The sequence below is a fragment of the Halomonas sp. CnH100-B genome (assembly GCF_024124605.1).
GTDB lineage: Bacteria > Pseudomonadota > Gammaproteobacteria > Pseudomonadales > Halomonadaceae > Vreelandella.
In genome coordinates, this window is sequence record NZ_JAMXRX010000008.1 from 62,561 (window position 1) to 82,116 (window position 19,556).

Here is a 19,556-nt window from a genome sequence, read left to right on the forward strand (position 1 = left end):
TGTCTCGGCTGTCGCCGCTGTGCTTGGCGTTTCCAGCGTGATGACAAAGCGCTAGAATGGGGGGTTACCTCAGGCCGTTCTGGCCCATCCACCATACACAAGGGCACTATGCGCAAGGTTTCCGCACTGCTGCTGGCCGCTGAACGCCGTGCAATCAGCGGCTTGGCTGGCCTTTATGCGTCTCGTATGCTGGGACTCTTCATGGTTCTGCCGGTGCTCGCGCTCTATGCCGATACGCTGGCAGGCGCGACGCCGCTGCTCGTTGGGGTAGCGTTAGGCATCTATGGCCTGACCCAAGCGTCGCTGCAGATTCCGTTTGGCCTGCTCTCTGATCGTATCGGGCGCAAACGCGTGATTGCCATGGGGCTTTTGATCTTTGCCGTCGGCAGCGTGGTCGCCGCGATGGCGGATACGATTGTCGGCGTAATCGCCGGGCGCGCGCTGCAGGGCGGCGGCGCCGTAGCTGCCGCCATCATGGCGCTGCTCGCCGATCAAACCCGCGAGCAGGTTCGCACCGCCGCCATGGCCACCATCGGTCTCTCGATTGGCGTCTCGTTCGCCATTGCCATGGTGCTTGGCCCCTGGCTGGCCGCCTGGGCCGGGCTCTCCGGGGTGTTTTGGTTTACCGCGCTGCTGACGCTCGTGGGGCTGGTCGTGCTGTGGCGCTGGGTACCGCCCGCGCCGCGTCGGTTGCGTCATCGCGACGTAGGGCTGGACCGTCAGCAGTTCAAGAGTGTGATCACCCGGCCAGACCTGTGGCGGCTGGATCTATCGATTTTTGCGCTGCACCTGGTGCTGATGGCCATTTTCGTCGCCATTCCGTTTCGCCTGCTCAACGCTGGCGTAGCGGTGGAGTACCATGGGCTTGCCTATCTCGGCATAATGGCACTGTCGTTCGTCGCCATGGTGCCGCTGGTCATCGTCGCGGAGAAGCGTCAGCGGATGAAGCTGATGTGCCTGCTGGCCATTGGGGCCATTGCCTTGAGCCTGGCGAGCCTGGGGATGCCGCTCTCCCAAGGGCACTGGCTGTTCGTGTGGCTGTTCGTGTTTTTTACCGGATTTAATTTGCTGGAGGCGACGCTGCCTTCCATGCTCAGTAAGCTGGCTCCCGCCGGCGCCAAAGGAACGGCGATGGGGGTGTACTCCACCAGCCAGTTTTTAGGCGCATTTTTGGGCGGCACGCTGGGCGGCTTGTTAGCCAACGTGTGGGGGCTCAACGCTGTCTTTATCGGCTGCGCCGTGCTGGCGCTGGGGTGGTGGGCGGCCATGTGGCGCATGCCCTCGCCGCCGCCGCTCTCGAGTGAAGTGATAGCGCTGCACGAGACGCAGCCCGATGCGATGAACCTGTTGATGGAGCATCTCGCCGACGTGGTCGGTGTGGAAGATGTGATGGTCGTGCCCGAAGAGCGGTTGGTCTATTTGAAAGTCAATCGGGACGCGCTGGACCAAGCGGCGCTGGCGAGATTGATGTCACCGCCACGAACCTAACGACTTACCGCTGGCTATGCTGTGACGGGCAGTCAGTGAACCGTTAATGTATACGATGAATGATGACGAGGAGCGACCTTATGGCGCGCGGTATTAACAAAGTAATCTTGATTGGCAACCTGGGCCAAGACCCGGAAGTTCGTTTCACGCCCTCCGGCACTGCCGTGGCGAACCTGAACTTGGCCACCTCCGACACTTGGATGGATCGTCAGAGCGGCCAGCGCCAGGAGCGCACCGAGTGGCACCGTGTGGTGCTGTTCAATAAGACGGCCGAGATTGCCCAGCAGTACCTGAAAAAAGGTTCGAAGGTCTACATCGAAGGCCGCCTGCAAACGCGCAAGTGGCAGGATCAGAATGGTCAGGACCGCTACAGCACGGAAATCGTCGCCAACGACATGCAGATGCTCGATGGCCGCAGCGGCGATTACCAGGGCGGCGGTGCGCCGCAAGGTGGCTACGCCCAGCAGGCTCCCGCTCAGCAGGCGCCGCCGCAGCAACACTATGGCCAGCAACCGCCTCAGCAGGGTGGCTATCCGTCGCAGGGTGCTCCCCAGCGTAACGCCCCTGCCCCGCAGCCTCAGCAGCCTGCACCCAACCAGCAGAACAGCAGCTACGGCGCGCCCGATCCGGGCAATTTCGACGATTTCGATGACGAAATTCCGTTCTAATTCGCGTCTTGCTGCGTCGTCATGGGGTGACGCACGAGCCGCTATGTTCTTGGGTTGAGGGAGAGGGTCTGTCTTGAAGCTGCTGATACTGGATGCCGGGCACTGCTTGAGTTTAGCACTCGCCCGGGAAGCGAGCCGGCGCACCGATACCGAGCTCGTGATTGAACAGGGCCTCGACGTCACGCCGAGCCAGCTACAGGCCATCGCGCCCGATGCGGTGATCATTCCACCGCTGGCGCATCCGCTGAGCATGACCCCTGCCGAGGTGAAAGCCCATGCGGACGCCGTGGATCGCTGCGTGGATGCGTGTCAAACCCAAGGGGTGGCGCTGGTATGGTGCGTGTCCGATCAGCTCTACGAGGAGGGATTCGATATCCCCATCGATGAGCATGTCGTGCCTGCTCCGCGCGACGAGTGTTTACGCCGCCTCGTACAGACCGGCGACCGCATTCGCGCCGAGTACCATCGCCACCTGATCGTACGTTTGGGGCCGCTGTTTGCGCTAGAAGGCAGCCACGCTTGGCTGAATGAAATCATCGACAGCCTGGTGACCGGACAAGCGGTGCGTGCCGCCGAAGATGTCGTCTTCTGCCCCACGTCCGCCGATGCGGTCGCCATGGCGCTCATTGGCATGCTGCAGCAGCAGGCCTGCGGGGCCGACGCTTGGGGGGCCTACCATTTGGCAGGTACCGAGCCGGTCAGTGCGTTCACGTTCACGTCGATGGTGCGCACCCAACTGGCCACGCACTTGGAAGGGCGAGGGGAGACGGTCGCGCTCGGCGACGTTCAAGCGCTGAATCACCATCACGATGCCAAACTGCGCCGCGTGTTGAACTGTCGCCGCGTACTGGACGTGTTTGGCGTTCATCAAAAGCCATGGCGGTTGGAAGTAGGACGGATGCTGGATGCCTGGTGCCTCACGCGCGACCAGCAGCCCGATGACGTTGGGACAGGAGAGTCAGTTTGATCAATGTGGTACGCAGCCTGCTGTTTTATGTAGGTTATTTCACTGCCATGCTGCTCATTGGCGTGCTTTTTCTACCCATCGCACCGTTTCTGCCACTGGCGGCGCGCTACCGGCTGTTGAATCTTTATAACTACTTCCTGATGGTGTGGTTTCGCATTGCCTGCGGCGTGCGCTACGAGATTCAAGGGCGGGAGAATATCCCGACAGGCCCCTGCGTGATTCAAGCCAATCACCAGTGCGAGTGGGAGACGGTCTTTCTACAAGTGATGAAGCCGCCGGTGTGCACCGTGCTCAAACGCGAGCTGCTGCGCATCCCGGTCTTTGGGTGGGGCCTGCGTTTGCTACGCCCGATCAGTTTGGATCGCTCCAAGCCTGCCCGGGCCATGAAGCAGGTGCTGACCCAGGGCGTTGAGCGCCTGGGGACGGGGTTGTCCGTCCTGATTTTTCCGGAGGGAACACGGGTAGATCCTGGCGTGCGCAAGCGCTACAACAAAAGCGGTAGCGTCGTTGCCTGCCGTGCCGGTGTGCCGGTGCTTCCCGTGGCTCACAATGCCGGTGAGCGTTGGCCGGGGCGGCACTGGGTCAAGCGCCCAGGGGTGCTCCGCGTACGCATTGGCGCCCCCATTGCGACCGAAGGGCGCACACCGGACGAGGTGTTGGCGGATGTCGAAGCCTGGATCGAGGGTCAGCTACAGGAGATTTCCGAGGTCCCCAGGCCCACGGCGCGCTAAGCAGCGCGGGGCAGAGAACGCAGCACAAAAAACGGCGCCCGAAGGCGCCGTTTTTGATGGCTGCTGATGTGCCTCAGCCGTCGTAACGCTGGAACACCAGGCAGGCGTTGGTGCCGCCAAAGCCGAAGCTGTTGGAAAGCACGCGCTCGAGGGTAACGTCGTCGCGACGCTGGGTTACGATGTCGAAACCGTCGGCCTGCTCGTCGAGTGTCTCGACGTTGGCAGACGCGGCGACGAAGTTATGCTGCATCATCAGCAGCGAGTAGATCGCTTCCTGGACACCGGTAGCGCCCAGCGAGTGGCCGGTCAGCGACTTGGTCGAGCTCATGGCGGGCGTGGAGTTGCCGAACACGCTGCGGATCGCTTTCAGCTCGGCGACGTCGCCTACCGGCGTCGACGTGCCGTGGGTGTTGATGTAGTCGATGTCGCCCTGCACCGTGGCCATGGCCTGATGCATGCAGCGCATGGCACCCTCTCCAGAAGGGGCGACCATGTCATGACCGTCGGAGGTCGCACCATAGCCTACCAGCTCGCCGTAGATCTTCGCGCCGCGCGCTTTCGCGTGCTCGAGCTCTTCAAGCACCAGCATGCCGCCACCGCCCGCGATGACGAAGCCGTCGCGGGCCTGATCGTAGGGGCGAGAGGCTTTGTCCGGGGTGTCGTTGTAGTGCGTGGAGAGCGCGCCCATGGCGTCGAACAAGCACGACAGCGTCCAGTGCTCCTCTTCGCCACCGCCAGCAAAGACCACGTCCTGCTTGCCGAGCTGAATCTGCTCCATGGCGCTACCGATGCAGTGAGCGGAAGTCGCACAGGCAGAGGAGATGGAGTAATTCACGCCTTTGATTTTGAACGGCGTGGCCAAGCAGGCTGACACCGTGCTGCCCATGGTGCGGGTCACACGGTAAGGGCCAACGCGGCGCAGGCCTTTCTCACGCATTGCATCGGCGGCTTCGACCTGGTTGGCGCTGGACGCGCCGCCCGAGCCGGCAATCAGGCCGGTGCGCTCGTTCGACACTTGCGCGTCGGTCAAGCCTGCGTCTTCGATGGCCTGAGCCATCGAAACGTAGGCGTAGGCCGCTGCATCGCCCATGAAGCGGCGCAGTTTGCGGTCGATCAACGCGTCTAGGTCGATATCGACGCTGCCTGCCACATGGCTACGGAAGCCGCGCTCGGCGTACTCTTCCTTGAAACGAATACCGCTGCGCCCGCTTTTGAGCGCGTCTAAGACCTGTTGCTGGTCGTTGCCTAAGCACGACACGATGCCAAGGCCGGTGACTACCACTCGTCGCATGGGAGCCTCCTGTTAGAAATTCGCAGTGGAGGTGAATAGGCCAACGCGCAGGTCATTAGCCTGGTAGATATCGCGCCCGTCGACGGACACGGTGCCGTCGGCGATGCCTAGGATAAGCCGACGGGTAATGACGCGTTTCATGTTGATGCGGTACGTCACTTTTTGAGCGTCGGGCAAAATTTGGCCGCTGAATTTCACTTCGCCGCAGCCTAGCGCACGGCCACGGCCAGGATGGCCGAGCCAGCCCAGGTAGAAACCGACCAGCTGCCACATCGCGTCGAGACCCAAGCAGCCGGGCATCACCGGGTCACCGGGAAAGTGACAGTCGAAAAACCACAGATCCGGGGTGATATCCAGCTCGGCGATCAGCTCGCCCTTACCATGCTCACCGCCCTCTTCATGAATGTGCGTGATGCGATCAAGCATCAGCATGTTAGGCGCTGGCAGCTGGGCATTGCCTGGGCCAAAAAGCTCGCCGCGCGAGCAGGCCAGCAGTTCTTCGCGATCAAAGGAATGTTGCTTGGTCACTGAATCGTTCCGAGTATGAAGATGGTTGTTGCGCCTAGTCTACTTCCCGAAACCTCCGAATGCACGTCGCAGGCGCTTTATCGTGACTTTCTAACCCTTTTTAAGGGCTTGCCGATAAAGCAAATGACGTTATTGTGACAATCGTCGAGGCGAATTCGCACAATAAACGGCCTATTGACGTAATATGCTCTATCCAAGTTTTTGGTTAGGCGGCATGATGTCGTCCACGTGATGTTTTGTAGTGACTGCTGATAGGACAACAAGAACCGCCATGTGGCTGCCTGTTTCTCTTAATCGTCCGCTGGTTTGGGTGGCGCTCATGGCGCTGCCTGCATGTGTATGGATTCCCGATACTGCGCTGCGCATGGTGGCCGCCAGCCTGGTGGCGTTGGGGTTGTGGGACGCTTGGCACCAGGTGCGTCAACAGCGCTTGCGTTTGAAGCTTGCCCAAGACGCTATGGGGCTGGCAGGGGATGCCATGGTCATCAGCGATGTGCAGAACCGTGTGTTAGCCGTCAATCCCGCCTTTACCGACATTACCGGCTACGAGAGCCAGGAGATGGTCGGCCGCAAGCTCGAAACCCTGGCCGCACAGCGTCACGACAAAGCCTTCTACCAAAGTTTCTGGAGCACCCTGAAAGCCACCGGGCGGTGGGAAGGGGAGATGTGGAACCGTCGTAAACATGGCGACGAGTACCCAGAGTGGCTCAAGGTTCGCGCGGTGACCGACAAACGCGGCAAGATCACCCACTTCATCAGCCTGTTCACCGATATTTCCGCGCAAAAAGCCCGCGAGCGCGACCTGCGCCGCATTGGCTACGAAGACCCCCTGACCGGCCTGCCTAACCGACGCCGCCTGCACGATTTGATGTCCTCACGGCTTCGTCACTTGCGCGCCGGCGAGAGTCTGGATATGGCGCTGATCGACATCGATGGTCTGAAATCGGTCAACGACAGCTTGGGCGTCGAGCAGGGCGACCGTCTGTTGGCGCGCTTTGCTCAGCGGCTTACCAGCTACATGGCGGGCAGCGTCGTCGGCCGCCTGGGGGGCGATGAGTTCTTGGTGATTCGCACCACCACCTTCGATGATCATGATCAGTGGATCATGACCCTGCGTGACCACATGTGCAGTCCGTTCGAGATCAACGATCAGTCGCTGCGTTTAGGATTGACCATCGGTAGCTGTCGCGCTCCCGAGGATGGCCGCGATTCCGGCGTGCTGTTCCAGCGGCTGGAGTCCGCGCTGTACAGTGCTAAACGATTGGGTCGCAACCATAGCCAGCGCTTTCGCCCAGCGCTGGATAAGCAGGATAACCCCCAGCTTGCGCTGGTCAGTGACCTGCGCGCCGCACTGATCTCCGGTGACCAGCTAGAGCTTCACTACCAGACCCAGCACCATCCTGGCAGCGGTGAGCTGATGGGCATGGAGGCACTGCTGCGCTGGCGTCACCCTCAAGATGGTATGGTTTCACCGGGCGAGTTCATTCCACTGGCGGAGCGCCATGGCCTGATGGCCGAGCTGGGCAGTTGGGTGATCGAGAAAGCATGCGCTCAACAGGCGCACTGGCAAAACAGCGGTATGCCCAAGGTGACCGTGTGGATCAATATCTCCGCGCTACAGCTCTTTCAGGGCGATCTGGAAACTCAGCTGGCGACCTGCCTGGAGCGCTATCAGCTCAAACCGTCACAAATTGGTCTGGAGCTGACCGAATCGGTGCTGCTGGATGAGCGGGCCGGTGATATGGGGCCGCGCCTGCAGGCGCTCCGAGAGCTTGGTTACGCCATTGCCATCGACGATTTCGGCACCGGCTACTCATCCTTAGGTTACTTGAAGCGGCTGCCGGTGGATAAGATCAAGCTGGACCGTGCCTTCATTCGCGAGCTTCCCAACGATCAGGCGGATGCGGCGATCGTAACGGCGGTCTTGGCCATGGCCGAGGGGATGGGGTTGGAAGTCGTCGCGGAGGGCGTCGAAACGCAAGCCCAGTGCCAGTTCCTGGTCAACGCGGGCTGTACGCTGGTGCAGGGATTCTACTTTGCCAAGCCGTTACCCGCTGCCGAGCTAGAGCAGCGCTGGTCGCCCGTCGCACTGGCAGAAGGTGCCCACTAACGCGTCGTGATGACTCGCCCAGCGTAACGGCAAATACCCAGACAGAGCGCTGCCCAGATGACTGCCTGCACGGGTAGTAGCCACGGCGCCAAACTCACGTTGGCCAACGCTGCCCCACCCAGGTAAGAGAGCGGTCCGCTGATGGCACCGCAGGCAGCGGCGACGAGCGGATAGCGCCACAGCCAGGCCAACGAGTGAAACACCAGCGTGGCGAACAGCGGCCACAGCATCCACAGCCATAGGGGCAGCAGGCCCGCGACGAGCGCTTGGTCACCAAAATCGAAACCGCCCGCCAAGTGCAGCCCGCCGTCCAGCACCAGCCCTAGCAGGGCAAACAAGCCGATGAAGCGCCATTCGCCGGGTCTGGCCCAGTGCCAAAAGTGCCAGCCCAGCAGTGCCACCCCCGTGGCCGCAGCGACCCAAGAGCCGCCCAGCACGCATAGCGTCCAGCCTGCCTCGAAGCGCAGCGCGTTGAACAGCAACGCGCGCACGGGCTGTGGGGAGGGCGATGCCATTTACAGGGCTCCCGTCAGCGGTACCGGTTTTGCAGCAGGCTTTGCCAGCAGTAGGTGGCAGGTGCCAATGGAGCGCTCGATGAAGCCCCCCTCGCAGTAGCACAGGTAGTAGCGCCACATGCGGATAAAGCGCTCGTCGTAGCCTTGGCTGCGGACCTGATCGAGGCTCGCCTCGAAACGGTGCCGCCACTCCCGCAGCGTCCGTGCGTAGTGCTGGCCGATCTCATCGAGCGCCACCACGTTGAGGGACGTTTTGCGCATCACGCCAGACAGCATGGCGTGGTGGGAGGGCAAAAAGCCGCCGGGGAAAATGTAGCGTTTGATGAAGTCCATATCGCGCTTGGCTTCTTCGAAGCGCTGGTCGCGAATGGTGATCGCTTGCAGCATCGCCTGACCATCGTCGGTCAGCAGGCTATCGACCTTTTCGAGATACGTGTTGAGGTACTGGTGCCCCACGGCCTCGATCATTTCCACCGAGATCAAGCGGTCAAAGCGCCCGGTGAGTTCCCGATAATCCTGCTTTAGCAACGTAATCTTGTCTTCCAGGCCCTCTTCTTTGATGCGCTGGGCCGTATGTGCATGCTGCTCCTCGGAAATCGTCGTGGTGGTCACCCGGCAGCCGCGTGTCTTGGCGGCATGAATGGCCAGCCCGCCCCAGCCCGTGCCGATCTCCAGCAAATGATGCTCGGGGCGAACGTCCAACTTCTCGAGCATGATGTCGAGTTTGTAGGTCGAGGCCTCTTCCAAACTGGCTTCCGGGTAGGGGAAGACGGCGCTGGAGTACATCCAGTGGCGTTTATCCAGGAACGTCGCAAAGAGGTCGTTACCAATGTCGTAATGGGCGGCGATATTGCGCTTGGAACCGGACAGGCTGTTGCGCTGGAAGCGGTAAGCCAGGCCCAGCAACCAGCGGGTGAAACGGGCGCTGCCGTTCTCCATCTTGCCATTGACGTGCTCTAGGTTGGCCGCAAACAGGCGCACCAAGGCCACCAAGTCATCGGCATCCCAGTCGCCATCCATGTAGGATTCCGCAGCGCCCACGGTGCCGCCAAAGGCGAGCCGCTTCCAGGCGCGAGAGTGGCGAATCACCACGGTGACCTGCAGCGGGCCTTCTTGGCCCAGGTGATGGCACTGGTTGCCTTCAATCAGCGTGATATGTCCGCCGCGAAACGCGTCCAACTGGGCCAGCAAACGAGGCTTTAACCAGCGGGTAAAGCGATCTTGGCGGGCGGGCTGACTACTGGGAGGTGTGGTACGCAGGGTGGTCACTTTGAAGTCTCCTTGCGCTTAGGGTGGTTATAAACGGGGACGCGCTTGAGCCACAGGCGAAGCGCTTCAAAATGGATTCCCGCGACCGTTTTCAGACTCATCCAAGGGTGCTTGGCGAGGGTGGCCAGCAGCACGCCGCGCGTAGCGGGGGCTGCGTCGAGCGTGAGAGTGGCGTCGAAATGGCGCTGCTCGTGCTGCCAGTTTTCCATATGTAGATAGAGCTGATCGCCGGGCGCATTGAATTTCCAGCGATAGGTCATCTCCATGGGATTGAAGGGGGAGACGTGCATGGCTTTGGCAAAGCTTGCCTGATGCGCGTGGCGGTCGGTCTCGACATGGCAGGCGTAACAGGTGCGCTCGCGCCAGGGCATGTTGGTGACCTCGCCGAGCACCGCTGCCAAGCGGCCATGTTCGTCGTAGGCATAGTAAACGGTGATGGGATTGAACATCGTGCCGAGCGTACGCAGCTGGGTCAGCATGCAAATGCGCCCGTTAGGGGCGCTGCCAAGCTGGCGCGTCAACTCCTCCCGCACGGCAGTGCGCAGCGGGCGATCCGTGGGGGCCAGATAATCCTCGCGGCGAAAACGTGCCAACGCCGGGCGTCGCGCGCTAAACCCCGGCACGCCGTCGAAGAGCGTGGGGAGCTCGTCGAGATCGAGCCACGCCATCCACACCTGATAGCTAAACGTATGCGTCTTGGGCGTAAAGCGGCGGTGGCGGAGCGTACCGCGATAGATGCGCGAGCGCGGCGCAGCAATCATCCCAACCCCTCCCCAACGCTGTTGGGCATCAACTCATGGGCGGGCAGCGCCGTCGGCGTGGTGGGCGGCTCGGCGGCTTCGTCACAGCCCAGCGCCTGTGCCACGCGCAGCGCGCTCCAGACGCCGTCTTCATGAAAGCCGTTGCGCCAGTAAGCACCGCAGAAGTGGGTGCGCCGCGCCACCGATGAGATCTCTTCGTGGCGCATTTGGGCGGCCTGGCCTGCCAGCGTGAACTGTGGGTGTGCATAGACATAGCGGCCCAGCACCTTGGCCGGGTCGATGCTGTCGGAGTCGTTCAGCGAGACGCAAAACGTCGTGTCTGCCTCTAAGCGCTGCAGGATATTCATGTTGTAGGTCACCGATACCCGCTCATCGGCACCGCGACCATCCAGCCGATAATTCCAGCTTGCCCACGCGCGTTGGCGGCGGGGCAGCAGGGAGGTGTCGGTGTGCAGCACCACCTCGTTGTCCTGGTAGGGCATTGCGCTTAGGATCTCGCGCTCGGCAGCCGAGGCATCCCCTAACATGGCCAGGGCTTGGTCGGCGTGGCACGCCAATACGACCTGGTCGAAACGTTCGCTGCCCTGGGGCGTGGTCACCACGACGCCCGTGTCGCTTCGGGTAATGTGGGTCACCGGGGTATTGAGACGGATGCGCGACGCATAGGGCGCGGTCAAGCTGGGTATATAGCGTTTGGAGCCGCCCACGAGGGTGTACCACTGGGGGCGATGATTCACCGACAGTAGCCCGTGGTTGCGGAAAAAGCGTACGAAAAACGTCAGCGGGAAAGCGCGCAGGTCACCAATGCTCGCCGACCAAATAGCGGCCCCCATGGGCAGCAAGTAACGACGCTGAAACGCTTCGCCGTAGCCGTGTTGGTCCAGGTACTCGCCCAACGTCATGTCTGCGGGCAGTCGTTTGCTTTCCAGATCGGCGGTGGCCTGCTTGTTGAAGCGCAAGATGTCGCGCAGCAGACGATAGAACGAAGGATTGAGCAGGTTGCGGCGCTGGGCGAAAAGCGATGCCAACGTGTGGCCGTTGTACTCGAAATCGACGTCCGTTTCATGCACCGAGAAACTCATCTCGGTGGCTTGGCTGGGCACGCCAAGGGTAGCCAATAGGCGTTGGAAGTGGGGGTAGGTCCAGTCATTGAAGACGATGAAGCCGGTATCGATGGCGTAAGGGACGCCGTTGACCTCAACGTCCATGGTGGCCGTATGGCCCCCTAGTCGACTATCGGCTTCGAACAGGGTCACCTCGTGCTGTGAGGAGAGGTACCACCCGGCAGCCATCCCGCTGATGCCGCTGCCAATAACCGCGATGCGCTGTGACGCTGTGACGCTCATGGAGACTCCTTGGTTTGCCGCGTCATGCGCAGGCCGATCCACCGCCGCAGAGCGGGGGGTAAAATTCCCAAACATTTGACGATATAGGTAAACCGCCGTGGAAAATGAATATCCAGGCGGCCTTTGGCCAGCCCTGCAATGATCGCCTTCGCAGCTTCGTCGGCGGTAACCTGCATGGGCATGGGAAAATCGTTGCGGTCGGTGAGTGGCGTTTTGACGAAGCCAGGATGAATCAAGCTCACGTCGATGCCCTCCTGGTGCAGGTCGAGTCGCAGAGACTCCAAGAAGTAGCTGACCGCTGCTTTCGACGCGCCATACGCCTCCGCGCGGGGCAGCGGCAGGTAGGCCGACGCGCTCGAGGTGGCGGCCAAGCGGGCGGGCTTGCCTTCCTTACGAGCGGCACGTAGCAGCGGTAGAGCGGCGTCGACGCCGTACAGCGTGCCAAATAGGTTCGGAGTGAAGACCCGCTCGACGAGTGCCATATCGAAGTGACGTGCATCGAGGTATTCGCAGGTGCCCGCATTGAACAACGCAACGTCCAACGCGCCGAGCCACTCGCGAATCTGCTCACCCGCAGCGAGGACGGCTTGATGGTCGCTGACATCCAGCGGCAACGGGTAGGCGTTGTCATGGCCATCGCACAGTTTGTGCAGCGCCTCTTCATTGCGAGCGCTCAAGACGACGCGATGGCCTTGCTCGATCAGCTGCTTGGCCAGCGCTTCACCAATGCCGGACGTCGCGCCGGTTAACCAGATGCGTTGGGGCGTTTTCCATGTGCTCATCCTGCTCTCCTGTAGCGGCCTGTTAGCACGCAGCCTGCGTGCAGATCAACGAGGTCACACGATTCAACCAAGGCGCTGCTTTAACCAGCGTATGACACGCCCCATGACGGGAAGGTGCTCGTAGAGCATGGCCCCGGCGTCGAAATAGTCGCGGTGACGCGCCACTTTTCCGTCGTCAGCAAACGTGAGCGCGCTGCAGCCCTCCACGCTTACCGGCTTGCCGCGGGCCAAGCGGGGGTGAACGAACTCCATGGTCCACGTTACGAAGGCTTGGTTTCCCTGCTGTTGCTGCGTGTGAAAAGTGAAATGGCAGCGCTCAACGTTCTCGTACATGGTGGCGAAGTAGCGCTCCAGCGCCTCGCGACCTTCAATGTGATGTAGCGGATCGTTGAAAACAACCTCCTCAGTATATACCTCGTATAGTTTTTCTGTACAGGTGTTGTCTAGTTTATTGAAGAAGGCGCAAAAGTTGGCCAAAGCTGTGTCGTTGGTCATCACACACTCCTTACAAGTGGTAAGACGGCATGGAAGAGGAAAGGTGCGTCGTTAAGGAGCATAGCGGCGCAGTGCCGCTATGGGGAGAGGCGTCAGGCGCGTTACTTGGAGAGCGCTTTGAAAGCGTCGAGCGCCCGTTGGCGCGCCGCTTTATGGTCGACGATGGGCGCCGGGTAGTCGATGGGGTTGAGCATGTCGTGAGGCGGCGCATGGCGCGCTTTGGCTGGCAGCGATGCGAGCTCGGGCAGCCACTGGGCGATGAAGTCGCCATTGGGGTCGAAGCGGGTCGATTGGGTCGTCGGGTTGAAAATGCGGAAGTACGGCGCCGCATCGGTCCCCGTCGAGGCGGCCCACTGCCAGCCACCGTTATTGGCGCAAAACTCGCCATCGACCAAGTGGCGCATGAAAAAGGCTTCGCCACGTCGCCAGTCGATCAGCAGGTGTTTGCTCAGGAACATCGCCGTAATCATGCGCAGACGATTGTGCATCCAGCCGGTCGACACGAGCTGGCGCATGGCGGCATCCACGATAGGGTAGCCGGTGCGACCCTCGCACCAAGCGGCAAACCCATCGTCGTCATCGCGCCATTGGAGCTGCTGGGTGTGCTCTTGAAACGGTTGATAGCGACATACTTGGGGAAAGCCGACCGCGACGTGCTGATAAAACTCCCGCCAGACCAGCTCGTTCACCCAAGCCGTCAAGCCAGCATCGCCGTCGGCCAGGTGCCCACCGTTTTCGCTCATGACCGCTTGCAGGCACTGGCGGTGAGAGATCATCCCTAGTGCTAAATAGGGTGACAGCTCGCTGGTGCCCCGTACCTTGGGGAAATCGCGCTGCTCTTTGTAGTGCCGCCCGCGAAAACGCAGAAAACGCTCCAAGTTGTCGCTGGCGGCATTCTCACCTGCGGGCCACTGGCGGCCATCCAGCGGCGCGTCGTCGAGCGCAGGCAGTGACGGAAGCGCGTCGCTTGGGATGTCGAGGGGCGACTGCGCCTTAGGCGTGTCACGCAGGGCAAGCTGCTCTGCCGTTACCTGTTTGTGCCACGCTTTCGAAAAGGGCGTAAACACCCCGTAGTAATCGCCTTTGCCGGTCAGCAAGCTGCCTGGGGCAAAGGCAACGGCGTCGTGGTGCCCTTGAGCGTCTATCTCTGCCTGCTGAAAGGCGTCCAGCACCGCCTGATCGCGGCGCTGTTCGTTCAGCGGATACTCGTAGTTGAAGTGAAGCTGTTTGACGCCGTAGTCCCGGGCAATCTCCAGCAACGCTTGAGGAGCGTCGTCGTAGCGCTCGATATCGCGGTGCAGCAGCGGGATGTTCAAGCCATTGAGCGACGCCTTCAGCGCGCTAACGCCGCGCGCCCAAAAATCGAGTTTGTTGGCGCCGTGACCGTGGTCGCGCCACTGCTCAATGCTGCGCAAAAAAACCGCCACGACCGGCCCTTTGGCGGCCGCAGCGGCCAGTGCGGAATTGTCATGAATACGAAGATCGCTGCGGAACCAAACAAGCTGCAAGCTCATGCAAACTCCTTAAGTGGGCCGGTTGGCCTACGCTCACAGAATGCCGGATTCCCGCAGCAGTGGGCGCAGGCGGGCAATCGCTTGGGGAAGGTCGTCACCCAACATGTGAACGGCACCGTCTCGGAGGTCGTTCTCGCGTAGCCGCGCGACTTCGCCGCAAACGCCGATAGGCACGCCCAGGGCGTCGGCCGCTTTGGGTAAATCGACCCGAATATATTGATCGCTCTCTCGCTGGCCGCTGGAGAGCAACACCATCGACGAGTGCAGGCGAGACACCGCTTGCGGCAAATCGTCGAGGGACAGCGAGTGGTCGAAGAGCTGCACGCGGTAACCCTGTTCGCTGGCCATGAGCGCACACATCAGCACCCACAGCGGGCCTGGATCGTCGGGCATGGCGCTGAGCAGGATCAGTGGGCCACGGGTCGCTTGGTTCGCGTAGTGCAAACGAATGCCGACTTGGCTACGTAAAAAAGCTTCGAACGTACGACGTACCAGGTCATCTGGCTGCGCGGCCCATTTGGCTTCCAGGGTCAGGATGACGGGCTGCCAAAGTTCGTTGATCGCCACGCTCAGCGGGTAAAGCGCCAGGCTCTGATGATACAGCGCTTCCAGCTTGGGCAGGTCGACGGCTTCGATCACCGCCTGCAGCTGTTGGCGCTGGCTGGCCCAGTCACCGGCGTTGGGAGCGGGGGTCTCGACCGTTTCGGGCTGATCGAGCAGGTCGGCCACTTGGCTGACCGGCACGCCGCGGTTGAGCCACTGCAAAATACGCTCGATGCGGCTGATGTCGTCCTGGGCGTAGAGTCGGTGGCCCTTGGGCGTGCGCTGCGGGCGAATCAATCCGTAGCGTCGCTCCCAGGCGCGCAGGGTGACCGAGTTCACACCCGTTAAGCGGGAAACTTCCCGAATCGGATAGAGCGGGGTATCGGGTGGGTGGGTCGCCTTGTTGCTCATGGGCGCCATTGCCTCTTGGTTGCCTGCAGCGAGCGCTGCAGGGGTCTGTCAATAATTGCGATGACCGCGTTGTTGCGCCAGCTCGGCGCCAGGTCACGTAGTCGTATAGCGCGTCGTCGAAGAGCACCTAATCGGTTAGATAGGATCACGCTATTATAGGCACCTTTGTACAACTTGTAGCCACTGGGTACAACCTTTGCTGTGTCCAGGTAAGTGCATCACTGCCTTGGCTGACATTAGACCGACCGGCCTAATAACGCCTCTCCCAGCTCATCGCCAGAGAGCCAGGCATCCTCGACTCGGCTGCCGCGAAAGCTGTCGCCGCACAGCGCTAAACCGCACTTGCTGTATAAGAACGACTGGCTTCCCGCCGAGGCGGGTTGGGCATAGCGCCATCGGTGGGCGCCTAGCTCCACGAGGGGGGGGAGCGCGGTGTCGGGGGGCAGCGTCGTGATGAAGGCCTCCCATAACTGCTGCGCCGCTGCTTCCGGCGTCTCCTCGATATGCGCGTCGCTCCAGTCGAGCTGGGCCAGCAGGCTCAAACTTTCCGGCTGGTGCTCTCTCCCCGGCTTGGTGTGATTACGAGACACCAAGCGTAGCGCTGGATGCTGGACATGCAGACTCTGCCAATCGGCATCGACGCCCGGCGGGGGCGGTAGAGGAGCATCGACGATCGCCCATGCCGTCCAGCAGCCCCGCTGTGGTCGTGCATCGCAGGCGTCGGACAGCATCGGTTCCCAGTCGGCCAGCAGCGCTTTTGCTTGAGGGGGTGGGGCGCTGATCACCACACGGTCGAACGTCCCGTACTGGTGGTCGTTGGCATCGCGAAGCTGCCACCCCTGGGGCGTGCTCTCTAGTGCTGTAATGGTCGTTTCCAATAAGAGCGCCGCATGGGGAAAAGCGTTAAGCCCATCGGCGAGGTGGCGGGTAATCGCGCTCATGCGCGGTGCTCCACAGTAGCGCACCTGGCCGTCATCGTGTGTTTGCCAGCCGGATGCACTAGCCTGATAGCTGTGTACTGGCCACATAGCGACACAGCCAGCGGCTTGCCACTCGGCAACTTTGCTCGCAAAGCGTGCATCGCGAACGGTAAAGGCCTGAGCGCCTAAATCGAGCGTGGCAGAGGGGCGCTGTTTACTCGACATTCGCCCGCCAGGACCGCGTGCTTTATCAAATAGCTGAACATTGACACCCTGCTGTGCCAGTCGATGAGCGCAGGCTAACCCGGATAGCCCGGCACCAATAATCGCCACGCGTTGCGCGGCCGCAGAAGAGAAGGTCTCGTTCGCCGGTTCAGCCATACATCCTCACGGTATCAGCAGTGCTTGTCTAAATTGATTGTAGCAGTTGTGTATAAATATCGTACAATTAAACAGGTTGCAATGTGTACGAGCGGTCGAGTGGATCGTGTCGCCACCGCCGTCGGCGGATTCTCGTGCACACCACGTTTAACGGCAAAGGAGTGACACCATGCGGGTATTGATCACCGGGGGCAGCGGCTTCGTAGGCCAGCGGCTCTGTCAACAGCTCATCGCCCAGGGGCATGAGGTTCAGGTGGTGTCTCGAACGCCCCAAAAGGTGCGCAGCAGGCTGCCCAAGGCGTGCGACATCCGCGATAGCGCGCAAGCCTTCGTGGATACGCCGCCGGACGCGCTGGTGAACTTGGCTGGAGAATCCATCGCGGCAAAGCGCTGGAGCGCCGAGCAGAAAGAGCGGCTGATCCGTTCACGGGTCGAGAGTACTCAGCAGCTCATCGCCCTGTGTGAGCAGCTCGCGGCCAACGGCCAGCCGCTGCCGAGCGTGATGGTGAGCGGTTCGGCGATGGGCTATTACGGCGATCAGGGGGACAAGGTGGTGGATGAGTCCACACCTCCCCATGACGAGTTCGCCCATCGGCTGTGCGCGCAGTGGGAAGCGGCGGCCAAGCCCGTGGAGGCCATGGGCATCCGGCTAGCCATTCTACGCATTGGGTTAGTGCTCGAGGCGGGCGGTGGCACGCTGCAAAAAATGCTACCACCGTTCAAGTTAGGTGTAGGCGGGCGGTTTGGCGATGGCACCCAGTTCATGCCCTGGATTCATCGGGACGACTTGGTGGCGGCGATCATCTACTTGATCAACCAGCCGGCACTCTCTGGAGCATTCAACGGCAGTGCTCCGCATCCGGTGACCAACGCGGAATTCACTCAGACGCTGGCCAAGCAGTTGCATCGTCCGGCCATGTTTCCGGTGCCCGCGTTCGTGCTGAAAGCGGGCTTTGGGGAGATGTCGCAGCTGCTGTTGACCGGGGCAGACATGCGCCCCGCGCGGCTACGCGAAGCGGGCTTCGAGTTCCAGTACCCAACGCTTTCGAAAGCGCTGGCGGCCATCCTCTAGCCGCCAGTGGCGAGCGTTAGTTCGCGTTGGGATCGACGGTGATGATCACCCGCACCGAGTCGAGTCGCAGGCGGGTGTTTTCGATGGCGCTGCTCAGTGCCTGACGCTCCTGTGTCAGCGCTTCCAGCTCTTCGCTGCGCACCGCCGGATTGTGCTCCGCCAGCGCCGTCAGGCGGGCCAGCTCGGCGTCCAGCTGGGCGCGCATGCGAGTTTCTGCGGCTTCCACGATACTCGGTAGTTCACGCTCGGCTTCGCCTTCCCCTTGGGTGAGCAGTTCACGAAGCTGATCGTGGCGGCTCTTGATCAAATCCCGCGCCAGCGATTTATTCACCTTCTGCAGGTTTTTGCCCAACCCGGTGAAGGAGATCTTGCTGGTCAGGTTAGCGCCCGATTCATCCAGCAGTACGCGTACGGCGGTGGGCGGCAAGAAGCGGTTCAGGTGCAGCGATTTGGGGGCCGGGCAGTGGGTGCGAAACACCAGTTCGGCCATCAGACGCCCGCTGGGAATCGCCGGGTGGCGTAGCAGCGCCAGCGCGGTATTGCCCATGGTACCATCAAGGACCCGGCCCATCATTTCGCGCACCAGCGGATGCTCCCAGGAGAGTCGCTGTACGTCATCCCGCGCCAGTGCCTGGGCGCGACTGTAAGTGGCAGAGAAGCCCTCTTCGCCTTTGACCAACCCGGGCAGGCCATCCAGCATGTGCTGACTGGGCTGAAGGTGCAGCAGACCGTTGCCGATCTCCTGGCTGTCGACCCCGAAGATATCCAGCGCGCGCTCCACGTAGCGAGGCAGCGCCGGATCCTCGTCCAGCTCGCGCACGGCATCGATCACCTGCTGCGCTCGACCGGGGCGGCAGGCGTTGAGTTCCAGCAGGCGGTTGCGGCCCGCGTCCCGTTCGGCGAGCTTGGCGGTGAACATCTCCCGAGTCTCTTCGATGATCTCGTCGAGCATCTCATCGTCGAGCAGCGCATCGGCCAAGGCATCGCCAAAGGCGTCGAACAGGTCGCTGCCAATGCCGTGAGGCGCGCTGAAGGCGTCCATGCCCTCGTGGTACCAGCGCATCAGACGCTCGCCGGGGCTGCCGGTGAAGTTGGGCACGTGCAGCTCGATGGCGTGGCGCTGGCCGATCCGGTCCAGGCGGCCGATGCGCTGTTCAAGCTGGTCGGGATGTTGCGGCATGTCGACCATCACCAGGTGGCGGCAGAATTGGAAGTTACGCCCTTCGGAGCCAATCTCAGAACACACCAAGACCTGGCAGCCATCCTCTTCATCGGCAAACGCGGCGGCGGCTCGGTCGCGCTCGACGAGCGACAGCCCTTCGTGGAAGACCGGCGCGTGGTAGCCGCCTAATACCCGCAAGCCCTCGGCGAGCCCTTCCGCCGTTTCACGGTGGTGGGCAATGACCAGTACTTTGTCGTTGGCAAAGCCCGTCTCGCTGTCGTCGCTGAGCTTTTCGAGCAGCCAGTTGACGCGTGGGTCGATATGCCACCAGGACTCGGTATTCAACGGGTCGTTGCTGAGCTCCCGATACATGGCATCCGGGTAGATCAGCACGTCCGGGTGGTCCATGCCGGTTTCGATCAGCAGCTCGTCCAGGTAGTCGTCGTCGCGCTCCAGGCGGCGCAACACGCGGCGGTAAGCCGACGGCAGCTCCAGCTCGGCCAGGTGCAGGCGGCGCTCAGGGAAGCCGCCCACATGGCGGCGGCTGTTGCGGAACATCACGCGGCCGGTGCCATGGCGGTCGAGCAACGCGTCGCGCAGCT

18 protein-coding genes are annotated in these 19,556 nt (G+C 61.7%); 6 read left to right on the top strand and 12 right to left on the bottom strand.

The genetic code is table 11. The annotated features are described in order from the left end of the window. Positions 1-108 precede the first annotated feature (108 nt). From NH398_RS16340 to NH398_RS16355, 4 genes are all read left to right on the top strand, one after another. Positions 109-1,488 (top strand): MFS transporter, encoded by a 1,380-nt coding sequence (locus NH398_RS16340; RefSeq protein ID WP_253019280.1) that lies wholly within the window; start codon positions 109-111, stop codon positions 1,486-1,488. An 80-nt stretch (positions 1,489-1,568) separates the two neighbouring features. Beyond that, positions 1,569-2,156 carry a single-stranded DNA-binding protein gene (gene ssb / locus NH398_RS16345; protein ID WP_159340630.1) on the top strand — a complete coding sequence of 196 codons (588 nt, stop codon included), beginning with the start codon at positions 1,569-1,571 and terminating at the stop codon, positions 2,154-2,156. 73 nt (positions 2,157-2,229) lie between these two features. Beyond that, positions 2,230-3,123: a sugar nucleotide-binding protein gene (locus NH398_RS16350; protein ID WP_159340631.1), complete on the top strand. Its 894-nt coding sequence runs from the start codon at positions 2,230-2,232 to the stop codon at positions 3,121-3,123. Further along, positions 3,120-3,854, top strand: a complete 735-nt coding sequence (locus NH398_RS16355; protein WP_159340632.1) for a lysophospholipid acyltransferase family protein — start codon at positions 3,120-3,122, stop codon at positions 3,852-3,854. The genes NH398_RS16350 and NH398_RS16355 overlap by 4 nt, the downstream gene beginning before the upstream one ends. A gap of 73 nt (positions 3,855-3,927) precedes the next feature. On the opposite strand, the gene fabB is transcribed toward NH398_RS16355, so the two are convergent. Continuing rightward, entirely contained in the window at positions 3,928-5,145 is a 1,218-nt protein-coding gene (gene fabB, locus NH398_RS16360; protein ID WP_159340633.1) for a beta-ketoacyl-ACP synthase I, read from the bottom strand. 12 nt (positions 5,146-5,157) lie between these two features. Beyond that, complete coding sequence (gene fabA / locus NH398_RS16365) at positions 5,158-5,673, bottom strand: 3-hydroxyacyl-[acyl-carrier-protein] dehydratase FabA (RefSeq protein WP_139527837.1); 516 nt, start codon at positions 5,671-5,673, stop codon at positions 5,158-5,160. A 271-nt stretch (positions 5,674-5,944) separates the two neighbouring features. Between fabA and NH398_RS16370 the strand changes: the two genes are divergently transcribed. Beyond that, a complete protein-coding gene (locus NH398_RS16370; protein WP_159340634.1) occupies positions 5,945-7,783 on the top strand; it encodes a GGDEF domain-containing phosphodiesterase in 1,839 nt (612 codons plus the stop codon). Here NH398_RS16370 and NH398_RS16375 read toward each other — a convergent pair. The 9 genes from NH398_RS16375 to NH398_RS16415 form a co-directional block, all read right to left on the bottom strand. Further along, on the bottom strand, positions 7,780-8,298 hold the full coding sequence (locus NH398_RS16375; protein ID WP_253019281.1) for a DUF2878 family protein: 519 nt from the start codon (positions 8,296-8,298) through the stop codon (positions 7,780-7,782). The genes NH398_RS16370 and NH398_RS16375 overlap by 4 nt on opposite strands. Continuing rightward, positions 8,299-9,567 carry a cyclopropane-fatty-acyl-phospholipid synthase family protein gene (locus NH398_RS16380; RefSeq protein ID WP_253019282.1) on the bottom strand — a complete coding sequence of 423 codons (1,269 nt, stop codon included), beginning with the start codon at positions 9,565-9,567 and terminating at the stop codon, positions 8,299-8,301. Then, the gene (locus NH398_RS16385; protein ID WP_253019283.1) at positions 9,564-10,328 is read right to left on the bottom strand and encodes a DUF1365 domain-containing protein; all 765 of its coding nucleotides are present in this window, start codon (positions 10,326-10,328) and stop codon (positions 9,564-9,566) included. The genes NH398_RS16380 and NH398_RS16385 overlap by 4 nt, the downstream gene beginning before the upstream one ends. Then, positions 10,325-11,674 (bottom strand): FAD-dependent oxidoreductase, encoded by a 1,350-nt coding sequence (locus NH398_RS16390; RefSeq protein WP_253019284.1) that lies wholly within the window; start codon positions 11,672-11,674, stop codon positions 10,325-10,327. Before NH398_RS16390 ends, NH398_RS16385 begins: the two co-directional genes overlap by 4 nt. Further along, on the bottom strand, positions 11,671-12,456 hold the full coding sequence (locus NH398_RS16395; protein WP_159340639.1) for an SDR family NAD(P)-dependent oxidoreductase: 786 nt from the start codon (positions 12,454-12,456) through the stop codon (positions 11,671-11,673). Before NH398_RS16395 ends, NH398_RS16390 begins: the two co-directional genes overlap by 4 nt. Before the next feature lie 63 nt (positions 12,457-12,519). Beyond that, entirely contained in the window at positions 12,520-12,951 is a 432-nt protein-coding gene (locus tag NH398_RS16400; RefSeq protein ID WP_253019291.1) for a nuclear transport factor 2 family protein, read from the bottom strand. Positions 12,952-13,052: 101 nt separating this feature from the next. Further along, positions 13,053-14,465, bottom strand: a complete 1,413-nt coding sequence (phrB, locus tag NH398_RS16405) for a deoxyribodipyrimidine photo-lyase (protein WP_253019285.1) — start codon at positions 14,463-14,465, stop codon at positions 13,053-13,055. 33 nt (positions 14,466-14,498) lie between these two features. Continuing rightward, entirely contained in the window at positions 14,499-15,419 is a 921-nt protein-coding gene (locus NH398_RS16410) for a MerR family transcriptional regulator (protein ID WP_174788514.1), read from the bottom strand. A 236-nt stretch (positions 15,420-15,655) separates the two neighbouring features. After that, positions 15,656-16,720 carry an FAD-dependent oxidoreductase gene (locus NH398_RS16415; protein ID WP_253019286.1) on the bottom strand — a complete coding sequence of 355 codons (1,065 nt, stop codon included), beginning with the start codon at positions 16,718-16,720 and terminating at the stop codon, positions 15,656-15,658. Between the two features lie 169 nt (positions 16,721-16,889). Here NH398_RS16415 and NH398_RS16420 point away from each other — a divergent pair, with 169 nt between their 5' ends. Then, positions 16,890-17,792 carry a TIGR01777 family oxidoreductase gene (locus NH398_RS16420; protein ID WP_159340643.1) on the top strand — a complete coding sequence of 301 codons (903 nt, stop codon included), beginning with the start codon at positions 16,890-16,892 and terminating at the stop codon, positions 17,790-17,792. 16 nt (positions 17,793-17,808) lie between these two features. Here NH398_RS16420 and rapA read toward each other — a convergent pair. Then, positions 17,809-19,556: RNA polymerase-associated protein RapA (rapA, locus tag NH398_RS16425; protein ID WP_253019287.1), on the bottom strand; the 1,748-nt coding region annotated here is incomplete at its 5' end.